The organism is Microbulbifer maximicatervae (SeqCode), assembly GCF_052468295.1.
The window spans coordinates 1,508,290-1,525,751 of record NZ_CP174340.1 but is presented as its reverse complement, the minus strand read 5'-3'; the positions used below and the strand labels follow the sequence as shown (position 1 = coordinate 1,525,751).

At 49.3% G+C, this 17,462-nt stretch carries 17 protein-coding genes and 1 riboswitch; of the genes, 1 reads left to right on the top strand and 16 read right to left on the bottom strand.

Features of this window, described 5'->3' with window-relative positions; genetic code table 11:
• Nucleotides 1-6 precede the first annotated feature (6 nt).
• The 5 genes from ACJJIQ_RS07015 to ACJJIQ_RS06995 form a co-directional block, all read right to left on the bottom strand.
• Nucleotides 7-1,236 carry an efflux RND transporter periplasmic adaptor subunit gene (locus ACJJIQ_RS07015; protein WP_445364123.1) on the bottom strand — a complete coding sequence of 410 codons (1,230 nt, stop codon included), beginning with the start codon at nt 1,234-1,236 and terminating at the stop codon, nt 7-9.
• Complete coding sequence (locus tag ACJJIQ_RS07010) at nt 1,233-2,468, bottom strand: TolC family protein (protein ID WP_445364122.1); 1,236 nt, start codon at nt 2,466-2,468, stop codon at nt 1,233-1,235. The genes ACJJIQ_RS07015 and ACJJIQ_RS07010 overlap by 4 nt, the downstream gene beginning before the upstream one ends.
• A gap of 88 nt (nt 2,469-2,556) precedes the next feature.
• Nucleotides 2,557-3,510 carry a M56 family metallopeptidase gene (locus ACJJIQ_RS07005; RefSeq protein WP_445364121.1) on the bottom strand — a complete coding sequence of 318 codons (954 nt, stop codon included), beginning with the start codon at nt 3,508-3,510 and terminating at the stop codon, nt 2,557-2,559.
• Complete coding sequence (locus ACJJIQ_RS07000; protein WP_445364120.1) at nt 3,510-3,893, bottom strand: BlaI/MecI/CopY family transcriptional regulator; 384 nt, start codon at nt 3,891-3,893, stop codon at nt 3,510-3,512. Before ACJJIQ_RS07000 ends, ACJJIQ_RS07005 begins: the two co-directional genes overlap by 1 nt.
• Before the next feature lie 551 nt (nt 3,894-4,444).
• Nucleotides 4,445-5,191: a cysteine hydrolase family protein gene (locus tag ACJJIQ_RS06995; protein WP_445364119.1), complete on the bottom strand. Its 747-nt coding sequence runs from the start codon at nt 5,189-5,191 to the stop codon at nt 4,445-4,447.
• A 169-nt stretch (nt 5,192-5,360) separates the two neighbouring features.
• Here ACJJIQ_RS06995 and ACJJIQ_RS06990 point away from each other — a divergent pair, with 169 nt between their 5' ends.
• On the top strand, nt 5,361-6,266 hold the full coding sequence (locus tag ACJJIQ_RS06990) for an AraC family transcriptional regulator (RefSeq protein ID WP_445364118.1): 906 nt from the start codon (nt 5,361-5,363) through the stop codon (nt 6,264-6,266).
• 70 nt (nt 6,267-6,336) lie between these two features.
• Here the strand turns inward: ACJJIQ_RS06990 and ACJJIQ_RS06985 are convergent, their stop codons facing one another.
• From ACJJIQ_RS06985 to ACJJIQ_RS06935, 11 genes are all read right to left on the bottom strand, one after another.
• Nucleotides 6,337-6,849: a hypothetical protein gene (locus ACJJIQ_RS06985; protein WP_445364117.1), complete on the bottom strand. Its 513-nt coding sequence runs from the start codon at nt 6,847-6,849 to the stop codon at nt 6,337-6,339.
• A 110-nt stretch (nt 6,850-6,959) separates the two neighbouring features.
• Nucleotides 6,960-7,883 (bottom strand): cobalamin-binding protein, encoded by a 924-nt coding sequence (locus ACJJIQ_RS06980; RefSeq protein WP_445361724.1) that lies wholly within the window; start codon nt 7,881-7,883, stop codon nt 6,960-6,962.
• A gap of 30 nt (nt 7,884-7,913) precedes the next feature.
• Nucleotides 7,914-8,747: an adenosylcobinamide-GDP ribazoletransferase gene (gene cobS, locus ACJJIQ_RS06975; protein WP_444927998.1), complete on the bottom strand. Its 834-nt coding sequence runs from the start codon at nt 8,745-8,747 to the stop codon at nt 7,914-7,916.
• A complete protein-coding gene (locus ACJJIQ_RS06970) occupies nt 8,731-9,336 on the bottom strand; it encodes a histidine phosphatase family protein (protein ID WP_445364116.1) in 606 nt (201 codons plus the stop codon). The genes cobS and ACJJIQ_RS06970 overlap by 17 nt, the downstream gene beginning before the upstream one ends.
• Nucleotides 9,326-10,372, bottom strand: coding sequence for a nicotinate-nucleotide--dimethylbenzimidazole phosphoribosyltransferase (gene cobT / locus ACJJIQ_RS06965; RefSeq protein WP_445364115.1), 1,047 nt, complete (start codon nt 10,370-10,372; stop codon nt 9,326-9,328). The genes ACJJIQ_RS06970 and cobT overlap by 11 nt, the downstream gene beginning before the upstream one ends.
• Before the next feature lie 287 nt (nt 10,373-10,659).
• Complete coding sequence (gene cobU, locus ACJJIQ_RS06960; protein ID WP_445364114.1) at nt 10,660-11,208, bottom strand: bifunctional adenosylcobinamide kinase/adenosylcobinamide-phosphate guanylyltransferase; 549 nt, start codon at nt 11,206-11,208, stop codon at nt 10,660-10,662.
• Complete coding sequence (locus ACJJIQ_RS06955; protein ID WP_445364113.1) at nt 11,201-11,983, bottom strand: heme ABC transporter ATP-binding protein; 783 nt, start codon at nt 11,981-11,983, stop codon at nt 11,201-11,203. The genes cobU and ACJJIQ_RS06955 overlap by 8 nt, the downstream gene beginning before the upstream one ends.
• Entirely contained in the window at nt 11,983-13,005 is a 1,023-nt protein-coding gene (locus ACJJIQ_RS06950) for a FecCD family ABC transporter permease (RefSeq protein WP_445364112.1), read from the bottom strand. The genes ACJJIQ_RS06955 and ACJJIQ_RS06950 overlap by 1 nt, the downstream gene beginning before the upstream one ends.
• On the bottom strand, nt 13,002-14,510 hold the full coding sequence (locus ACJJIQ_RS06945) for a cobyric acid synthase (RefSeq protein ID WP_445364111.1): 1,509 nt from the start codon (nt 14,508-14,510) through the stop codon (nt 13,002-13,004). Before ACJJIQ_RS06945 ends, ACJJIQ_RS06950 begins: the two co-directional genes overlap by 4 nt.
• 12 nt (nt 14,511-14,522) lie before the next feature.
• On the bottom strand, nt 14,523-15,137 hold the full coding sequence (gene cobO / locus ACJJIQ_RS06940; RefSeq protein WP_444894041.1) for a cob(I)yrinic acid a,c-diamide adenosyltransferase: 615 nt from the start codon (nt 15,135-15,137) through the stop codon (nt 14,523-14,525).
• Nucleotides 15,138-15,172: 35 nt separating this feature from the next.
• Entirely contained in the window at nt 15,173-17,029 is a 1,857-nt protein-coding gene (locus ACJJIQ_RS06935) for a TonB-dependent receptor plug domain-containing protein (RefSeq protein WP_445364110.1), read from the bottom strand.
• A gap of 103 nt (nt 17,030-17,132) precedes the next feature.
• Nucleotides 17,133-17,280, bottom strand: a riboswitch (cobalamin riboswitch).
• Between the last annotated feature and the right edge of the window lie 182 nt (nt 17,281-17,462).

The following is a 17,462-nucleotide window of genomic DNA, read 5'->3' as shown; positions in this document are numbered from 1 at the left end:
GAACCCTCAGTGATCGTGGGATGCACCGGACTTTTCAATGTCCGCTTTAATGATGTAGCTGTTACCGGTGACATATTCGATTCCCGGTCTAATCCCCCCCAGCACTTCAACCCAGTCGCCTGCTTCACGCCCCAGCTCCAACATACGCACTTCATATTGATCGCCCACCTTGGCATAAACGACAGTAAAATCGCGGAACGCCTGTAAACCGGAACGCTTGACGGCGAGGGGCACCTCATACTCAGCAACTTGGATATCGCCGCTTACAAAAGAACCTGGTGCGAGGCCTGCGGGAATATCTTGCAGTGACACTCTAACGGCGGAGGCCTGGTTGGGTTTTATCAAAGTATCAATTTGTTTCACTACCCCGAGCAGAGGAGTTTTCAGAGACTTGATATTTACGGAAACGGGCGCGCCCTGGTGAATCTGGGGGCGTATCGAGGGAAAAACATCCAGCTCTGCCAGCAAGGCAGTATCATCGGCAACCGTTAATAAAGCTCTACCTGCGGTCTGTTCACCAGGGTTTACATTGCGCTGAATTACCACACCGGTAATGGGGGATTTAATACTGTAAGTTTTCAGGTTTTGATTGCTGTTAATTGTAATCAGGGGTTGCCCTTTTTTAACGCGCTCCCCCAATCCCACCTGCACAGTTTCTACAAAGCCATCGAAACGCGCACTAATTTCACGTACCTGCTCTGGATCTACAATAAGCCTGCCATAAGCGCGGCTGGTCTCACTCATCCTGGCGGGGCCGACGGTTTCCGTATCAATTTCCATGGATTTAGCAATACCGGATTCGATACGGGTTCGCCCCTCAAAATTATCGTATTGCCAACGGTATTCGTGCCCCTGGTACTTGGCTGTTAGAGTCACAACAAATGAGTGGGGCTCATAGATCACCATATCGCCACGCAGATAATTCCCCTCAGGCCTGAACTCGATGTGATCCTCTCCATCTCCAAGCCTTGTAAGAACCACTTTAAGATCAACCTGCCGAGGATTAACCAGCTCTCCATCGTTACTCACCCAAACCCGAAACTCCGGGGGAACACCAGTTTCATAAATACTTAGCTCAACGGCAAAATCACCTTCTCTCAACATGCGCCCACGATTGGGCCCTTTTTCCGGCTCCACCTCCGTGACAGCTCCGGCCGCATATACGCTGCCGCTGCCACTTAGGAATAAGGAAAGTAAAGCACCGAATATCAGGCTGGAAAAAACTGCGGATCTCATATCTCGCTCTCGCTTATCTGTGCCAATGACAGGCCGGTAAGTTTTTCAATTTCAATCAGGCTAAGGTGTGCGTTGTACTGTGCCTGGAGCAGTGAAAGCTGCGCATCGCTAAGCCCCTGTTGGGCTAGAGCCAACTCCGAGTAGTTATAGCGGCCACGTCGATAGGCTTTTTGCGTAGCGATGAGCGCTTTATCCAAACTGGGAATCATCTTTTCATTCAAGGCGGTAGCTACGTGCCGGTGATGCTGTAGCCTTTGGGTCATCACAAAGAGCTGTGTATCCAACTCAATCTCTTTCGCATTTCTTTCTGCTCGGAAACGATTTTTTTCTGCCCTCAAAGCAGATACCTTGCCGCGATTACGGTCACCCTTACCTAGTGGGATTGCGAACCCTGCCACCAACCCATAATCTCCGCTCGCTTCGTTGCGACGAATTCCTGTATCAATCCTCCACTGAATACCAGCTTCTGCACGTGCCAAATCAATTTCCGCCTGCGCCACGCGCTCGCGGCTCATGAATATTTCCAAATTTGGGTTGCTCGCCACCAAGCTTCGCAATCTAGATAAATCAACTTCTGGAAGGACACTGGAAAGAGAACCAGCCACCGCACGAAAAATGGGCTCTCTGGAGCCCCACTGGGCAGCTAATTGATATCTGGCAATATCCAACTCGTGCTCGACATCTTCCACAACTAAGTGTCGACGCTGTAAGTCGACTTCCGCCCGAAAAGCATCGGCTTCATTCGTTCTGCCAACACTAACTTGGCGATTAATTTCGGCGGATATCCTGCGAGCCAGGTCGACTGCTCTTTTAGCAATTTCCAGGCGTTCCTGCTGAGCCAGGACCTGGAAAAAGTAACGCGCAGTATTAGCGGCAACTTCTAACTCAAGAACCTGCTTTTGGGCCTCAATCACAGAAGTCTTACTGCGTGTAGCCAATACACGTTTTTCTGCGAGATCACCCTGTAATAGCCAACTGATGCCTACTGTTATCTGGGAACTGCCGTTGCCATCGCTGCCCTTTTCCTCCCCCACCCCCTCGGCGGCAACACTAAGCTCCGGGCGTGGTCCTAGCTTGGCGTGCTCGGATAGAGCATCCACAGCTTCAAACTGATATCGGTAGCCCGCCAGTTCAGGATGATTTTGCAAGCTTTTAAGAATTGCCTGCTCATAAGTAAGTCCCGATAACTCCTCGCCCTGTTCTGCCCTAAGGGACCCACTTAATGCGGCCAAAAAGAACACAGCTCCGGCCACAAAAAACCGATCTATAATCGGTTTTTTAGTTATGACTAAACGCAAACAATTAAACACTTCGGCTTCCTTAGTGGGAGAAAAGGGTTTCGACGGTGTGGTGGAGCGCATCCACCGAAACAAGGCAAGTGCCTGTAAGAGCCACAAACATTCCAGCTAATAACAAGGGGGGTAAGCTGCGCCCCTTATCATCAGACAGCAGGTAACGAATACGAGCATCCAATTGGTCAAGAGCGAAATAACAGACCATTGCTGAACTTCTCTCTTTGGGATGCAACCCATTGGAGATACGGGTTACTTTAAGTAGGGTTTGGGCGATAAAAGTCTCACTCCACCCCTGCCTATGAGCATATGCATCTGCACGCTGCTCCATACACAGCGCCATCTGCCGATTCAGGTAATTCCCCAAACGCGTAGGGAAAAAGCTGGCAAATAAAGCGAATATTAATTTCTTCAGAGGATCAAATTTTTGCGCATGGGCTTCCTCATGCAGGCGCACCACCTCAAACTCTTCCGCTGTTAACTGGTCTCGCAGACCGCTGGTATAAAACCCTTGCGGACGGAGCAGACCACTGGTGAAAGCCTGGGGCCCCTTTGCCTGGATAATACTCTGGTCAGACTTATCCCTTTCGCAAAGTTGCATTAACAAACGGAGCTGCGCCAAATGGCGATGAGCTCGTTTAAAACTTTGAAACGCCAAAAAACCGCTAAAGAAAAGAAACGCAATAGTAAAAACACCGTGCCAACTATAGAGGTTAAAAGCGTTGATATGGTGCCAGTGCGCCAGTGATGCAACGCCTCCCAAAAGGCTGGGGAAAGCCAGAATAACAGCGGCAGTGGAAGCCGCGAACCACGGCAGCAATACCGCACTCCACAGCAGTAAACGCCGGCTACTGACAGACAAGCTAAGTGAATGCCGGGAAGCAGAAAGGCAGGCAGCTGATACCAGTAAAATACCGACAAACAGGCCAAGCGCTGCAATAGTCAGCAGGTTTAGCCAGAGTGCAACCTGCCCCAAAATCATTAGCGATCACCCTGCTGGCGCTTTATCTTCTGGCTTTCGATCAACTGCTCCAGCTGCTCCAATTGGCATTCGCTCAACTCTGATGAGATGGAGGTAAATGCGGCTACCAGCCCGTTCTCATCATCAACGAACTCACGAGTAACGTCTTGAATCAGCTGCCCGACAAACTCGTAGCGTTCCACTGCCGGGCTGTATTGGAATGCATGCCCCTGCTTCTCCCGGGACAGCAAACCTTTCTTGTAGAGGCGGTCCAGCGTGCTTTGGATCGTATTAAGAGAACCTCCACGGGCCCTGCTCAAGTCCGAGTGGACCTGCTTGGCATCCGCAGATTTTCTATCCCAGAGGTATTGGAGCACCTGTTTCTCAAGATCGCCAAGTCGCATAGACCATTATTCCAGAGGTTAAAACTATTCTTTGAATGATGGTAGAGCAGCAAAAACCGATCGTCAATAGGTTTTTATGTCAGACTTCTCCGAGCTTAGAAGTTCAAAGTGAAATTGTTAAGAGAATAGTGAGGCCAAGATATCCTGCAAACTTAACCTTCTGAAACACTGCCCACAGTTATTTAGAACCTTTGTCACCGTATACCTGACATTCCTATGTGTAATCAGGTCCAAACCAGTATTTTTTTACGCCTTTTCGCAGCACCCACAAGGATGTCAAAAAACGACATCCCTGAAATTGATCATCAAAGTAGAGAAAGGCACCTACAACTGGGCTTTTTTCAAGTGCCATATTTCAGCCGATAGCAAACAATCTGCTTATTCAAATCGACTGCACTACACATGAATTCGGAGAATGTTTTATACCTCAGACCTAAATCCAGGTAGCCAAAGAGCCTATCCATTAAATGTCTGCAAACATCCTTTGTAGGCATAACCACTCACTATAAACCAGATTTACAGTGAATTTGATTATGCCTACGTTTACTTACTTAGAATTCCTTTTTAATCAATTTAACCGCTTCTTTTGTGGTAAGTATATCATTAGCCATATATTTGAAGTTAATCATTGCTGCTTCGTAGCCATTGCCCTCAGGCAAATTTGCACCAGCTGTTGCATCGGTTACAATAGCCACTTCAAATCCCTGTTCTAATAATTCGCGCATATGAGATTCTGTGCATAGATTTGCAGACATCCCTGCAAGAATTACTTTATCAATCCCCTGTTTTCTCAGTTGGAGTACTAAATCATTTGTCTCAGGGCCATAAATTTTATGCGGGCCGGTCACAACAGTCTTACCATTATTTATATATGGCTTATATTGCTCCAACCAATCAGCTCCAGAGTTTTCAAACCCGTTTAAGCTTAGAGGGTCTTCTCGGTTGAACATACCAAGTTTGTGCATTACCACTTCGAGGTTCCCCTCAAACTTCCACTTATGATCATGAGGGTAGTAATAGTGTGGGGAAATAAATAAAGGCACATCCTTTTTCCCTGCAACTTTCATTAACCGTTCGAGGTTCTGAACTGTATTATTTTTTTCTACACTTTCCCCCACTACACCCCAGGTTACACCATTAGGGCTTAAGAAATCATTCTGCGGGTCGGTAATTACGATTGCCGTCCGCTCTGGATCAATCTTCATACCAGGCTCGACTTGATCGGCAAAGCTATTTAATGAGAAAGAGATAAGCCCTAGTGCCACAACTGGCGCTACTAGATTATTTAAAAAGTTCATCAGCTATTTTACTATCCAAAGCTCTTAAGTTATGTAGGGTAAGTAAGCGGGATATTGCTAGCACTCAACCTGGGGCGTATAATATCTTCACAATCTGTACGATAAATGCTTTAAAATATGTATTTTATGTCAGATCGTATGACTGTGTGGTTTTTAGGTGTTTGCCGTTATGGACGTGTTAAGTGATTTGCTCAGGGTTTTCCACTTAAAAGCACATGTTTTTTTACACAGCCAATTTTATGGCGCGTGGCGGGTAGACACCTCCGGAGAGCAAAAGGCCACCTTTCATCTTGTTACTCGTGGTGTTTGCTGGTTACATTTACCCTCTCAGGATGTGCCAATACCATTAAGGGCCGGTGACTTGGTGGTATTTCCTCATGATGCTATTCATACAATAACCCATAGTCAGGACACACCAGATCCTAAACTGGAACTAAACCAACCTAACGAAGAGGGACAGGCTTTAGGTAGGGCTGCGACAAGTTTAATATGTGGTTATTTTGAGCTCGATCACTTTAGCTGGAATCCTCTTCATGAAGATTTACCTGAGGTTTTAATCGTTCAGAATGATTTGGCTGAAGGTGCTGCACTAATTGAAACGGTGACTCGCTTTATAACATTTGAGATAGAAAACAATTTGCCTGGCGAGAAAATTGCAATTGATCGCTTGTCCGAAATATTATTTATTTATATTGTGCGCGCTCATATGAAGAGCTCACAATTTACCGATGGATACATTAAAGCACTCGCGGACCCCAAGCTGGGAAAAGTTTTACAGTCTATACATTCTGACCCCGGTTACTCGTGGACAGTTGATAAATTATCCAAACTTGCTGCTATGTCTCGATCCTCATTTTCTGAAAAATTCCTGTCTTTGGTGAAAAAAACACCAATGCAGTATGTTACCAATTGGAGAATGCAGCGTGCTCACCAAGAGTTTTATGAGAAGAAAAATTCAACTGCTCAAGTAGCCCATCAGTTTGGCTACCAATCCGAGGCCAGTTTTAGTAAAGCATTTAAAAAACATTTTGGCTATGGCCCTGGAGCAGCAAGAAGGAAAGGCATCGAATCTTGACATTTCTAGTTGTTTTTTTAATAACTCAATAGCCTCTACAGCCTAACAGCCTTCATAAAGGAGGGCTGAGTTAGATTTTACGTGATTTCCCCTCTTCTCTGGCTCTAGCTCGCTCAGCCTCCAGAATGACCTGCTCTACAGAATACTTTATTGCACAAATCATAGTAGCTATAGCGCCAATAAATGTTGTAAACCAAAATGAAACATTTAGCGCAACGAGAATAAGTGACATTACACTCACAGCCAGCAATTTCATGTTATCTAAATGAAAATCAAAAAATTTACGGTCAAGCAAACCCATATGAAAAACAAGGAACAAGCCAATTGCAGCACACGAGACAATGGCTAAAATCGCAGAGGAATCATCTCCAACTTTTACAAACTGATAGAATCCATAATAGACAAACCATCCTAAAAAAGGGCTTAATAAGGCTACCTTTCCAGCAGCTATATCTTTAGAGATATAACGCCAAAAAATTGACCACCGATTTTGTCTATCCTTCTCAAGATTAGTTAATTTAACTACCCCAAAAGGAATAGCTAGCAATCCACCAATGATCACTAAGAAAACTATAACCCCCAATACTGTTTCCAGTATACACCTCCTTCCTTAAGCTGAATTTCATCACAGCCTTATATATGAATTACTTTAATATACCCGGGAATATTTTATTTTTCCTACGTCATTGAGAATTACAGACCATTTTTAGCTGTAGCACCTGCATCAACCTTCATTCGCGCATTGTTCAGATGATCACAAACCATCTCCATACCATCCAGCACCCGAAAAGTATGTCGCTGGATGATATCCGGTGGTACATGGAACAGGTTTCCCTCTTTAACTGCATTAATTCTTGGGTATGCTTCCCAGGCATCCAACCAATCTGGCCGCTCCTCCCCCATTCCGCTGGCGATAATTACTCTCGGGTCTCTATCCAGTACAGACTCAATACTAATCTTCGGTGCTAATACCAATGCATCGGCAAATATATTACGGCCGCCACAGGTTTGAATAACATCGCTAATCAGGTGGTCGCCATTAAGTGTTTGCAGTGGCTCATTCCAAACCTGATAAAAAACACTGACCGAATCCAGGTCCTTATGGCTAAGCTGTATCTGATTCAGTCGCTCAAGCCACTCTCCGGCAGATTTATCTGCATAGTCACTTGTACCTGCAAGTTTACCGAAGCGCTTTACATTCACAGCGATATCTTCAAGAGCATTAGATTCAGATACGAAAACTGTAAAACCGAGATCCTCCAGTTTATTAATCATCTGATCGCCATTTCCCGATCCCCAGGCAACAATCAAGTCAGGATTTAGCAATAGTAAACTCTCATAGTTTACCGCTTTATAGTTACCTATCTCCGGTAATTGCTTGGCTTGCTCGGGGTAATCACTGTAGCTTACCGCAGCAATTAGCTTATCCCCCGCCCCAGCACTGTAAAAGTTCTCCACGATATTTGGCGCTAGCGCAACAATACGCTCTGCTGGTGCAGGCAGTTCAACCCATTGGCCACGGGCATCTTTTACCCGCACGGAATCATCCGCCCAAGTATTACTCACCAATAACAGATTCAAGGTTAAAACAACACGGACAATACTGCTTCGAGACATCTCTTTAACTCGACTATAACTGAGGAGCTTCTAAACAGCTCCGTAACTCACATTGGCAGCCACTGCCACCCATAATATCAATATCGACAATTCACTTATCTCGACCAAACCGCCCAAACAATCGCCGGTATAACCACCAATAGTCTTATCCCACAGGCGACGCCAGAATAAGACCAGGGCAATCAAACTACAGACGATGCCTATGGCAATGGGTATTGGCGCCGCTAAACATCCAATAGCAACTACGATTGCAACTACCGGCAATAGGTCCCATCGGCGCTCGGAGCCAGCGGGCGGTACATGGCCTTCAACACGTGCGTATTGTGAAACTCCCATTAAAGCCAGGGCCGCAGCCCTGGCTAACATAGGTGAGAGCACTAACGGCAGATAGACCCAAGCATCTTTTGTTACTGGGTTTATTAGCTCTAGCAGGGTTGCTATTGCAGCGAACTTTATCAGTAGGAAAACAACAACAGCCGCTACCGCAATAGAGCCGCAGTGGGGATCGTGCATTACTCTCAGAATATGCTGACGTTGTTCTTCAGGATCCGCACACTTATGTCCAGCAAAGTAGGCATCAGTACAGTCAGCAAGGCCGTCGAGGTGTAGTGCACCTGTCAGGACCACCCAGAAACCCAATAGTATTGCAGCTTGCAACTGGGCACCTAAAGGAGCCAGAAGGTAGGCGGCCCCGGATAACAGTACACCAATCACCACTCCAACCAGGGGGTAAAAATATATCGACCGCTTCACCGTTTCCTTGTCCACCTCCCGCAGCAAACCCGCCACCGGCAGCCGGGTAAGAAATACCAGCGCATACAGAAATGCTTGGGATAGGTTGTACAACTTACGGGCAATAAACATAAGCTGACTGCTCTGGGTAGGAAACGGTAAAGGTCTTATTGTCCGAGTCGTATCTCAGCGATGCGGCAAACCCGTAGTTAACTTGCAGTGAAATCATTTTCACTGGGAGCCAGTTATTCGCATACGCGAGCAACAACTTGATAACGCCACCGTGAGTAACGAGCAGCAGGGACTCTCCCGAGTATTGCTGGGCTAGATTATCAATAGCTTGAAGAACTCTGGATCGAAATACGGGAAAGGGCTCACCTCCCGGCGGTGCGTGCTTTTCTGGGTCACGCCCCCAGGCTTCACACAGTGCTCGTTGCTCAGTCCAGATCTTATCGACTGACTGCCCCTCCCAGTCCCCGAAACCAATTTCCCGGATATCAGGAACTTCAGTTATCGGCAGCTTTTTCTCTCGGGCAAGCTGAGCAGCAAAGCGTTGGCAGCGTTGTAAGGGTGAAGTAACAATCCGGTCCCAGGAGTCATCGAGCTCGGCAAGCCCTCGCAACATCTGCTCCCTACCCTCACTGGTTAGGGGCACATCGATCTGCCCGCGAAAAATATTTCCACCTTCGCAGGCACCGTGTCGTAAAAGATCAATCCGCAACTGGCACTCCTGCCTCACTGAAAGTGAACATTTTGTTATGCAGGTTCAGCGCTTGCTTGATAATACTTATGGCCAACACTGCACCTGTGCCCTCGCCAAGGCGCATATTGAAGCTCAGCAATGGCTTCACCCCCAGGCACTCGAGGGCTAGTTTATGACCAGACTCGTCAGAGAGATGGGCGTAGAGCAACCAGGGTTTCACTGACGGATTAATAGCACCGGCAATAGCTGCCGCGGCAGTCGCCATAAAACCATCAACCAATACAGGGACACCTCGCTGGGCACTGGCGATAAACGCTCCTATTAAGGCTGCAATCTCAAAGCCACCAAAAGTTTGCAGAATAGCAAGTGGTGAGCCCAGCGCTGCCCGATGCTGCTCCAAGGCAGATTCGATCAGTTCCACCTTGTGGGCGAGCACTGCATCGTCGACACCTGTTCCTCGCCCCGTAATGCTGCCAACCTCTAGCTCAAAAAGGGCAGCAAACATGGCAGCGGCGGAAGTGGTATTGCCAATACCCATATCACCGCCGACAAAGCAATCTGCATCGGTAGACTGGCGGCGACCGGCATCAAGAGCAAGAGCCAGCTGCGTTTGGGTCATAGCTGGGTTACCTTGGGAGAAATCCGCAGTAGAGGGAGCTATAACTTCATCAATCAAGTCGGGGTGTTCAGCGGGGACCACACAACCCAGGTTAATTGCGGCAAAGTCCGCATTCTGCTCGCGGCTCAACACATTAATAGCCGCCCCACCCTCGCAAAATAGTTTCAGCATTACAGAAGTGACGGCCTGAGGAAATCGGGAAGTTCCCTGAGCTGCAATACCGTGATCAGCACCGAATACGCGCACCGACAATTTATTCAGTTGGGGTTGCTCTCTCCCCTGGAATCCGGCGAAATCCACGGCAATGCTCTCGAGCCGGCCGAGCGCGCCCTGCGGCTTAATCAATTGCTTCTGGCGGGCAATCGCAGCATTGCGAGCACTCTGGTCCGGGGTTGGTGCAGGCTTATCGAGCCAACTGAGTTCATCTGTCATCATTATCGGTCTCAGGTGATTCTTTAGGAGCCTCTGAATAACTCCGTGATACCTCTGGCTTGCAGAGCGGTTCACAATCAAGGCGCGGCTTCGCAGGAATGTCTAGACCTTTCAAGAAGTCGCAACGCGGAGTGTGAATCGCTCTGCAAGCCCCGAAGGGCGAGTCTTGAAGGCCGCACCTGCTGCGTTGCAGCTCTTGCAAAGGGCTACGGCCATTCGCGGCGAGCTGCGCCTAACATCTGCAGCCTTCAAGACTCGCAGAGGCATTACGGAGTTATTCAGAGGCTCCTTTACTTTACAGTGAGCGGCAAACCAGCAATTGCCAAGGTGACGCTATCAGCTCGCTCGGCTAATGCCTGATGAAGCCAACCTGCAGCATCCACAAATTCCCGCGATAACTGCCCAAGGGGCACAATACCCGAACCGACTTCATTACTGACAAAAATCCAAGGTGGGGTATTACCGTTAGCGAGAGTACGCCTCTGATCGATACATTGCAGAAGCGCCTCTTGCTCACGCTCCCAAACGCCCTGATGAAGGCAGTTGCTCAACCACAAAGTGAGGCAGTCCACCAGTACACAGTGGGACTCAGCAGCTGTAACCAGAGCCTCTGCCAATGCAATAGGCTCTTCCAGGGTCTGCCAGCGATGATCCCGGTCTTCCCGATGTCGAGCAATACGGGTAGACATTTCTTGATCGCCCGCCGTAGCCATTGCCAGGTAGGTAAGTCCACCATCGCTACTGCTATTTAGCCACTGCTCCGCGCGCTGTTGTGCAAGCCGGCTTTTTCCACTGCGGGCGCCCCCTAGTACCAGATGTACACCACTGGCGCTAGACATCGGCAATCACCAGGGATTGACCGGTTACCGGGTGTGGCATCACCGTGACACTGTAACCGTAAAGCTGCTGCATATTCTCCCCAGTCAATACATCCTCTGGATTTCCGTAGGCCATACTGCGCCCCTGCTTTAAGGCGAGGATTCTGTCGCTATAGCCGCTGGCATGGGCCAGATCATGGACCGTCATTACCACAGCTACGCCACTTCGCGCGAAGTCTCTTACCGCTCTCATCATTCCATATTGGTGTGCAATATCCAGGCTGGCAGCGGGCTCATCTAATAAGAGGAGCCGCTCTCCCCCATCCTCTGCCCGCCAGATCTGGGCCATCACCCGAGCCAATTGCAAGCGCTGCTGCTCGCCGCCGGATAATGTTGGGTACAGGCGCTCAGACAAATGACTAACATCCAGCGCTGCCATGGCTTCCAGGCAGATTTCTCGGTCCCGGTCAGTGCCAGTGGAATGCGGAGTTCGACTGAGGGCGACCAATTCCAGCCCGGTAAAGGCAAATGTCAGTGGGTTATTTTGCGGCAGGACGGCAACTTGCCTGGCTCGATTGCGGGCGGACAACTTTGCAAAAGGACTGCCTTTAAAGTGGGCCTGCCCGGAATCCATCCTGACTTCGCCGCACAGGGCACGCAGCAGAGTCGACTTACCCGCGCCATTGGGGCCAATCACACAAACCAGCTCGCCGACATCTACCTCCAGGTTGATATCTTGCAACAGCGGCCGATTATCGACACTAACCGCAACTCCCTCCACCTGTAGCAGAGCCATTAAATTGCCCCCCTGCTTTTACGCAACAAGGAAACAAAAAAAGGCACCCCAATCAGTGCGGTAATCAGCCCTACCGGGATCTCCACCGGGGCAATAATGGTTCGTGCCAGGGTATCGGAAACTAGTAATAAACTGGCTCCAGCCAGGGCAGAAAGCGGCAACAGTTGCCGGTGATCAGGTCCTACCCACAAACGCACTATATGGGGCACTACCAGCCCCACAAAAGCTATACTGCCGGCTACAGCAACCGAAGTGCCCACTCCAGCCGCAACAAGCACTATCAAACGGGTTTTTACCCGCTCCACATCAATACCGAGGTGCCGTGCCTGGGATTCTCCCAATAAAAGAACATTTAGTGAGGTGCCGAAGCGGGACATACTGGCAAGCAAAGCGCCCAGCACGGCCAAAACCAGAAAAGCGCGAGGATAGCTCGCTGCATCCAGCCCCCCCATTAGCCACAGGCTCATACGGCGCAGAGTGTCATTATCAGCAAAGTACTCCATTAGCCCGATCAGGCTTGCGGAAAAAGCGGTAACGGCAATCCCCATTAGCAACATGGTGGCCACGGAAGTGCCATTAATACTTTTCGCCACTTTGTAGACCAGTGTCACCGCTAAAAGGCCGCTGAAAAAAGCAGCTATGGATACAACGGGCAAACTCCCAAACGCAGCGGCAACCTCCACTCCTAGCAGGATGGCCAAACAAGCACCGAGAGAAGCCCCTGCGGTAACACCAATCAGGGATGGGTCAGCTAGAGGGTTTCGAAATAAGCCTTGCAACATTGCCCCGCAGATGGCGAGCACAGCACCCACTCCAGCGGCCAATAGCGCCCTTGGCAATCGTATTACCTGAACAATATCCCCAGCGAGTCCACCATCGCCCTGACCACTGATCGCGGCAATTAGTTGTGAGGGTGAGAGATACACTGCACCTATAGCAACGGCAGCAGAAAAACTAAGGGCAAGTGCTGTGGGCAGTAACCACCAGGCAACATTTAATGCTTTGATACGGGCAACAGTCACTGGGTATCCTCTTGCAGCACTGCCGTCTCCTTAGCTCCCTCAAATTGCTCGAGCCAGTTTCCCTGGATATTCTCGGCAATAGTCTCAGCCAGCCTGTTCAATTGTTGCTGTCGCTGTTCACCCACATCCAGCGGCGTAGAGTCTTTCAACCCACCCCAGGCAAAAAGTGCGCTCAGCGCTTCGGGTGAATCGAACAGCCCATGCACGTAGGTCGCGAATATCTGTCCATCAGCACTTATTGCACCATCAGGCCTGGAATTTCCGTCTTTATCACAGATATATACCGCTGGAGTTTGCAGAGCTACACCTTCTGTTATGCCACAGTGGATTTCGTAGCCCTGAACAGGAGTAGCTTCTTTTACTTCATTTTCCAAAGCTAAAAAGCCGGTAATATTTTTCAGTGCTTTGACTGGTTGCAATCGAGTTGTGAAATCCAGATAACCCAAGCCCGGTTCGTTGCCCGGGGTATCCTCTACCCCATCCGGGTCCTGTACCTCGCTCCCCAGCATTTGCAAACCACCGCAAATACCCACTAGTTTGCCGCCATAGCGCAGATGCCGATCCAACTGTGCAGGCCAATCGTTTTCTTTTAAGTAAGCCAAGTCTGCCCGCACATTTTTACTGCCGGGAAGAATAATCCAGTCGCACTGTGGGACTGGTTCACGGACACTGACAAATTGCAGATCGATATCCGGATGCAACCTCAGCGCATCAAAATCTGTATGATTGCTTATGCGCGGCAATACCGGCACTACCACTTTCAATCGAGCATCAGCACCGCTCTGTTGGGTGCTAATGGCATCCTCCGCGTCAAGGTAGAGGTCATGGAGATAAGGTAAGACTCCCAGAACTGGCTTGCCCGTATACTCCTCTAACCAGTCGAGCCCCGGCTGAAGTAATTGCAGATCGCCACGAAAGCGGTTGATCACAAAACCAACGACACGCTCTCGCTCTGAGGAAGACAGCAATTCGAGGGTGCCTACCAAGTGGGCGAACACGCCTCCGCGATCGATATCGGCAATCAGTACAACCGGGCAATCAACGGCCTCGGCAAAGCCCATATTGGCAATATCGTTTTCCCGCAGGTTAATTTCTGCCGGGCTGCCAGCCCCTTCAACTAACACCAACTCATATTGATCATCGAGCTGTGCGAAGGAGCCCAGCACTGCATTTTGCGCGGTAGCTTTGTAGTGGTGGTAATCCAGCGCCTGCATATTCCCCAGCACTTTACCCTGGATAATAACCTGAGCCCCGGTATCTGAAGCGGGCTTAAGTAACACCGGGTTCATATCGCTGTGGGGGTCGATCCCACAGGCCTGGGCCTGCAGCGCTTGTGCCCGCCCTATCTCACCACCATCCACCGTAACGGCACTATTGAGTGCCATGTTTTGCGGCTTAAAAGGTGCGACACTGACTCCGCGCTGGGAAAAGTAACGAGCGAGCCCAGCCACCAAAGTACTCTTGCCGGCATCGGAAGTCGTGCCCTGAACCATCAACGCGGACATAGTAAAAACAACCTAGTAATCTACGCCTTTGCGGGCTTTGATTCCCGCTTTAAAAGCATGCTTAACATCTTTCACTTCAGATACCGTATCCACGAGCTCCTGTAGTGCACTACCACCACCTCGACCAGTCACCACCAAACTCTGTTCCTGTGGCCGCTGGGCTAGAGTCTCCAATACTTTGGACTCATCCAGGTATTTGTAAGCGAGCATATAAGTGAGCTCATCCAACACCACTAAATCATAGGTGGTATCGGTGAGCATTTTTTCTGCCTCTGCCCAGGTTCTCTCTGCAGCAGCAATATCACTGGTGCGATCCTGAGTATTCCAGGTAAAGCCAGTGCCCATTTGATAGAGAGTAACTTCCGGGCAATGGTTTGTAAGGAAAAGCTCTTCCCCAGATTGCTGTGCGCCTTTAATAAATTGCACAACGCCCACTTTCTGCCCGTAACCCAGTGCGCGTATGACCATGCCGAAAGCTGAGCTCGACTTCCCTTTGCCATTTCCAGTGAGAAGGACAGCAACTCCACGCTGGATATCGGCTGCTGCAATGTTGGCATCAACCTTCTCCTTGTGTTTTTGCATTGCCTGCTTGTGCTTGGCATTTCGTTTTTGCTCGTCTTCCGACATGGCCACCTCAGTTCAAGAACCTATAAAAAAGTGTTTTAGAAGCTGAATTCCACACCAGCATAACCGGCGAGGCCTGCGGTGTTATAGCCAGTAACTTCCACATAGTCGTCATCGGTGAGGTTTTCACCGCGAACAAATACCGTTGTAGAATTATTCAGCTGATAACGAACGCTGGCATCCAGGACATGATAATTATCCAGCGAGGAGCCATCTCTATCGACAACATCTGCGCTGCCGCGCAGGTTCATAACCAGACTCAAGTCACTGGTAGGCTGATAAGTGAAGCCGAGATTGGCTAGGTGCTTAGGGCTGCGAGCCCGGGGAGAATCATCGGCCTCTTCAGCGTCGGTGTAGGTGTAGTTGGCAGAGAGTAACAGGGTATCAGTTATCTGTGCTTCCGCTACCAATTCGACCCCACAAGATTTGCTTGTTCCACTACTTTGCAAGTAACCAGAAGCGTCCGAGTTCCAGCCAATTGCATTTTCAATAATCTGGTGAAACAGCACCAATTCAAGGTGCAGAGCATCTTCATTAAAGTACTCGACACCAAGGTCTAGACCCTGACTCTCTTCCGGCTTAAGAGACGGTAAGTCCAATGGGGCATAGGTCAACCAATCAATTGCGGTAGCGTTGTAGTTGACTTCATACAGGCTTGGGGCACGGAAGCCTGTTCCAAAACTGCTTTTTATCTTTACAGTACCGTTGGCAACATCCTCAAACAAATAGGCTGAGCTGGCGCGGAAGCTGTTGTAGCTGCCAAAATCGGAGTTATTGTCATGGCGAAGGCCAAGGGTGATATAGGCCTGATCGGCATAGCTTCCCTGATACTCTGAGTAAAGGGCCCACTGATCTCGATCCAGATCTCCCGCAGTATCTTCACGATGCTCTACCCCGTAGACCACCCCATGCTCGCGGCTAAACCCGTGGGAGCCCATTAGGTTTAACTTTTCGATATCACCTTCTACTTCATAGGAAGTTACACCTTCATCGATATAGGTACGCTGCAATTCAGACCGTGTATAGGCTAATTCCTGTTGGCTGTCCTCACCTTTGTGAGCCAAGCTAACGCGAGCACTTTCCTGATTAAACTCAAAGTTGCAATCGTCATGGAGAACAAACCAACCGCAACGATCATATTCACCAGAGGCATCTGTATCTCGCGCTACCGCTTCAAATCGCCACTGCTCAGAGATATTCCAACCTACACGGCCATGCAAGGTTTCATTATCGTAACCGTCGTCATCTCTCAATTCTTTGTCATTGCTGCTGGTATTAAACCCATCGGTTTCTGCCGCCGCTGCAGAAACAAAATAATCCAATGTTTCATTGGCACCGCTAGCGCTGGCATTGTAGCGTTCAGTATCGAAGCTACCGCCCTCAGCTGACAGCTCAAAGCGCTGTCCTTGATCTTCGCGACGCGTTGAGATATTCAGCACTCCACCCGCATCGGCCCCGTAGAGCATTCCCTGCGGGCCACGCAGCAGTTCCACACGCTGTAAATTGCTGCTCATAATATGTTCAACATGGGCACCGGCCTGAAGACCAGTTGGGTCAGAAATGTCGATACCGTCTATCTGAACCAAGGTTCTGAAACCGGACTCTCCACGTACCCTTAAGGAGGTTGTCTTGCCCATACCCCCTGTATTAGTAACAGACACGGAGGGCACACTGCGCAAGACATCGGCAAGGGACACCAATCCCCGCTCTTTTAGCTGTTCTTCATCCAATACAGTTACTGAAGTAGCTACCTGGCGCAGCGGCTCACCCTGACGGGAGCTCACAACAACCACGGTTTCCAGGTCAGGAATTGAAGATTCGGTAACAGTGGATTCAGCAAAAGACGGCGCGCTCACGGCTGATAAAACAGCCAGGCTCAATATAGATTTTTTCAAGTTTCAACCCCTAAGACAAAAGCACATGGGATCGAGGGAGGAATAGCAATGCGGCACGCCGAAGCGCGAAAGATCGTATTGCAAGATGGTAGCCCTCCGCTCCATCGTGTTTAGAAAAGAGGCCGGTATCGGGCTTACCACTCAGAATACAGGTGGATCACCGTTGCGGGGGCAGCGCCGGATTTCCGGACTTCCCGTTTAACCTTCTCAGCCAATTCAGGGCAGAAGGCACCTCTAATCGTGGTCGCGAAACTAGTGGAAAGGTACCGGAAAGTCAACAGAAGCCAAAAAATGTGAGGGAAGCTTGTTCGTGAGTCGGGTATTCCCTCACTACATAAGTACTAGTTATTCATGAGCAAGATTTCAAAAGCGCTTAGCAAGGTACCTTCACATAAACTGAGATCAACCTTGAGTTGCAGCCATAATAAAGAAT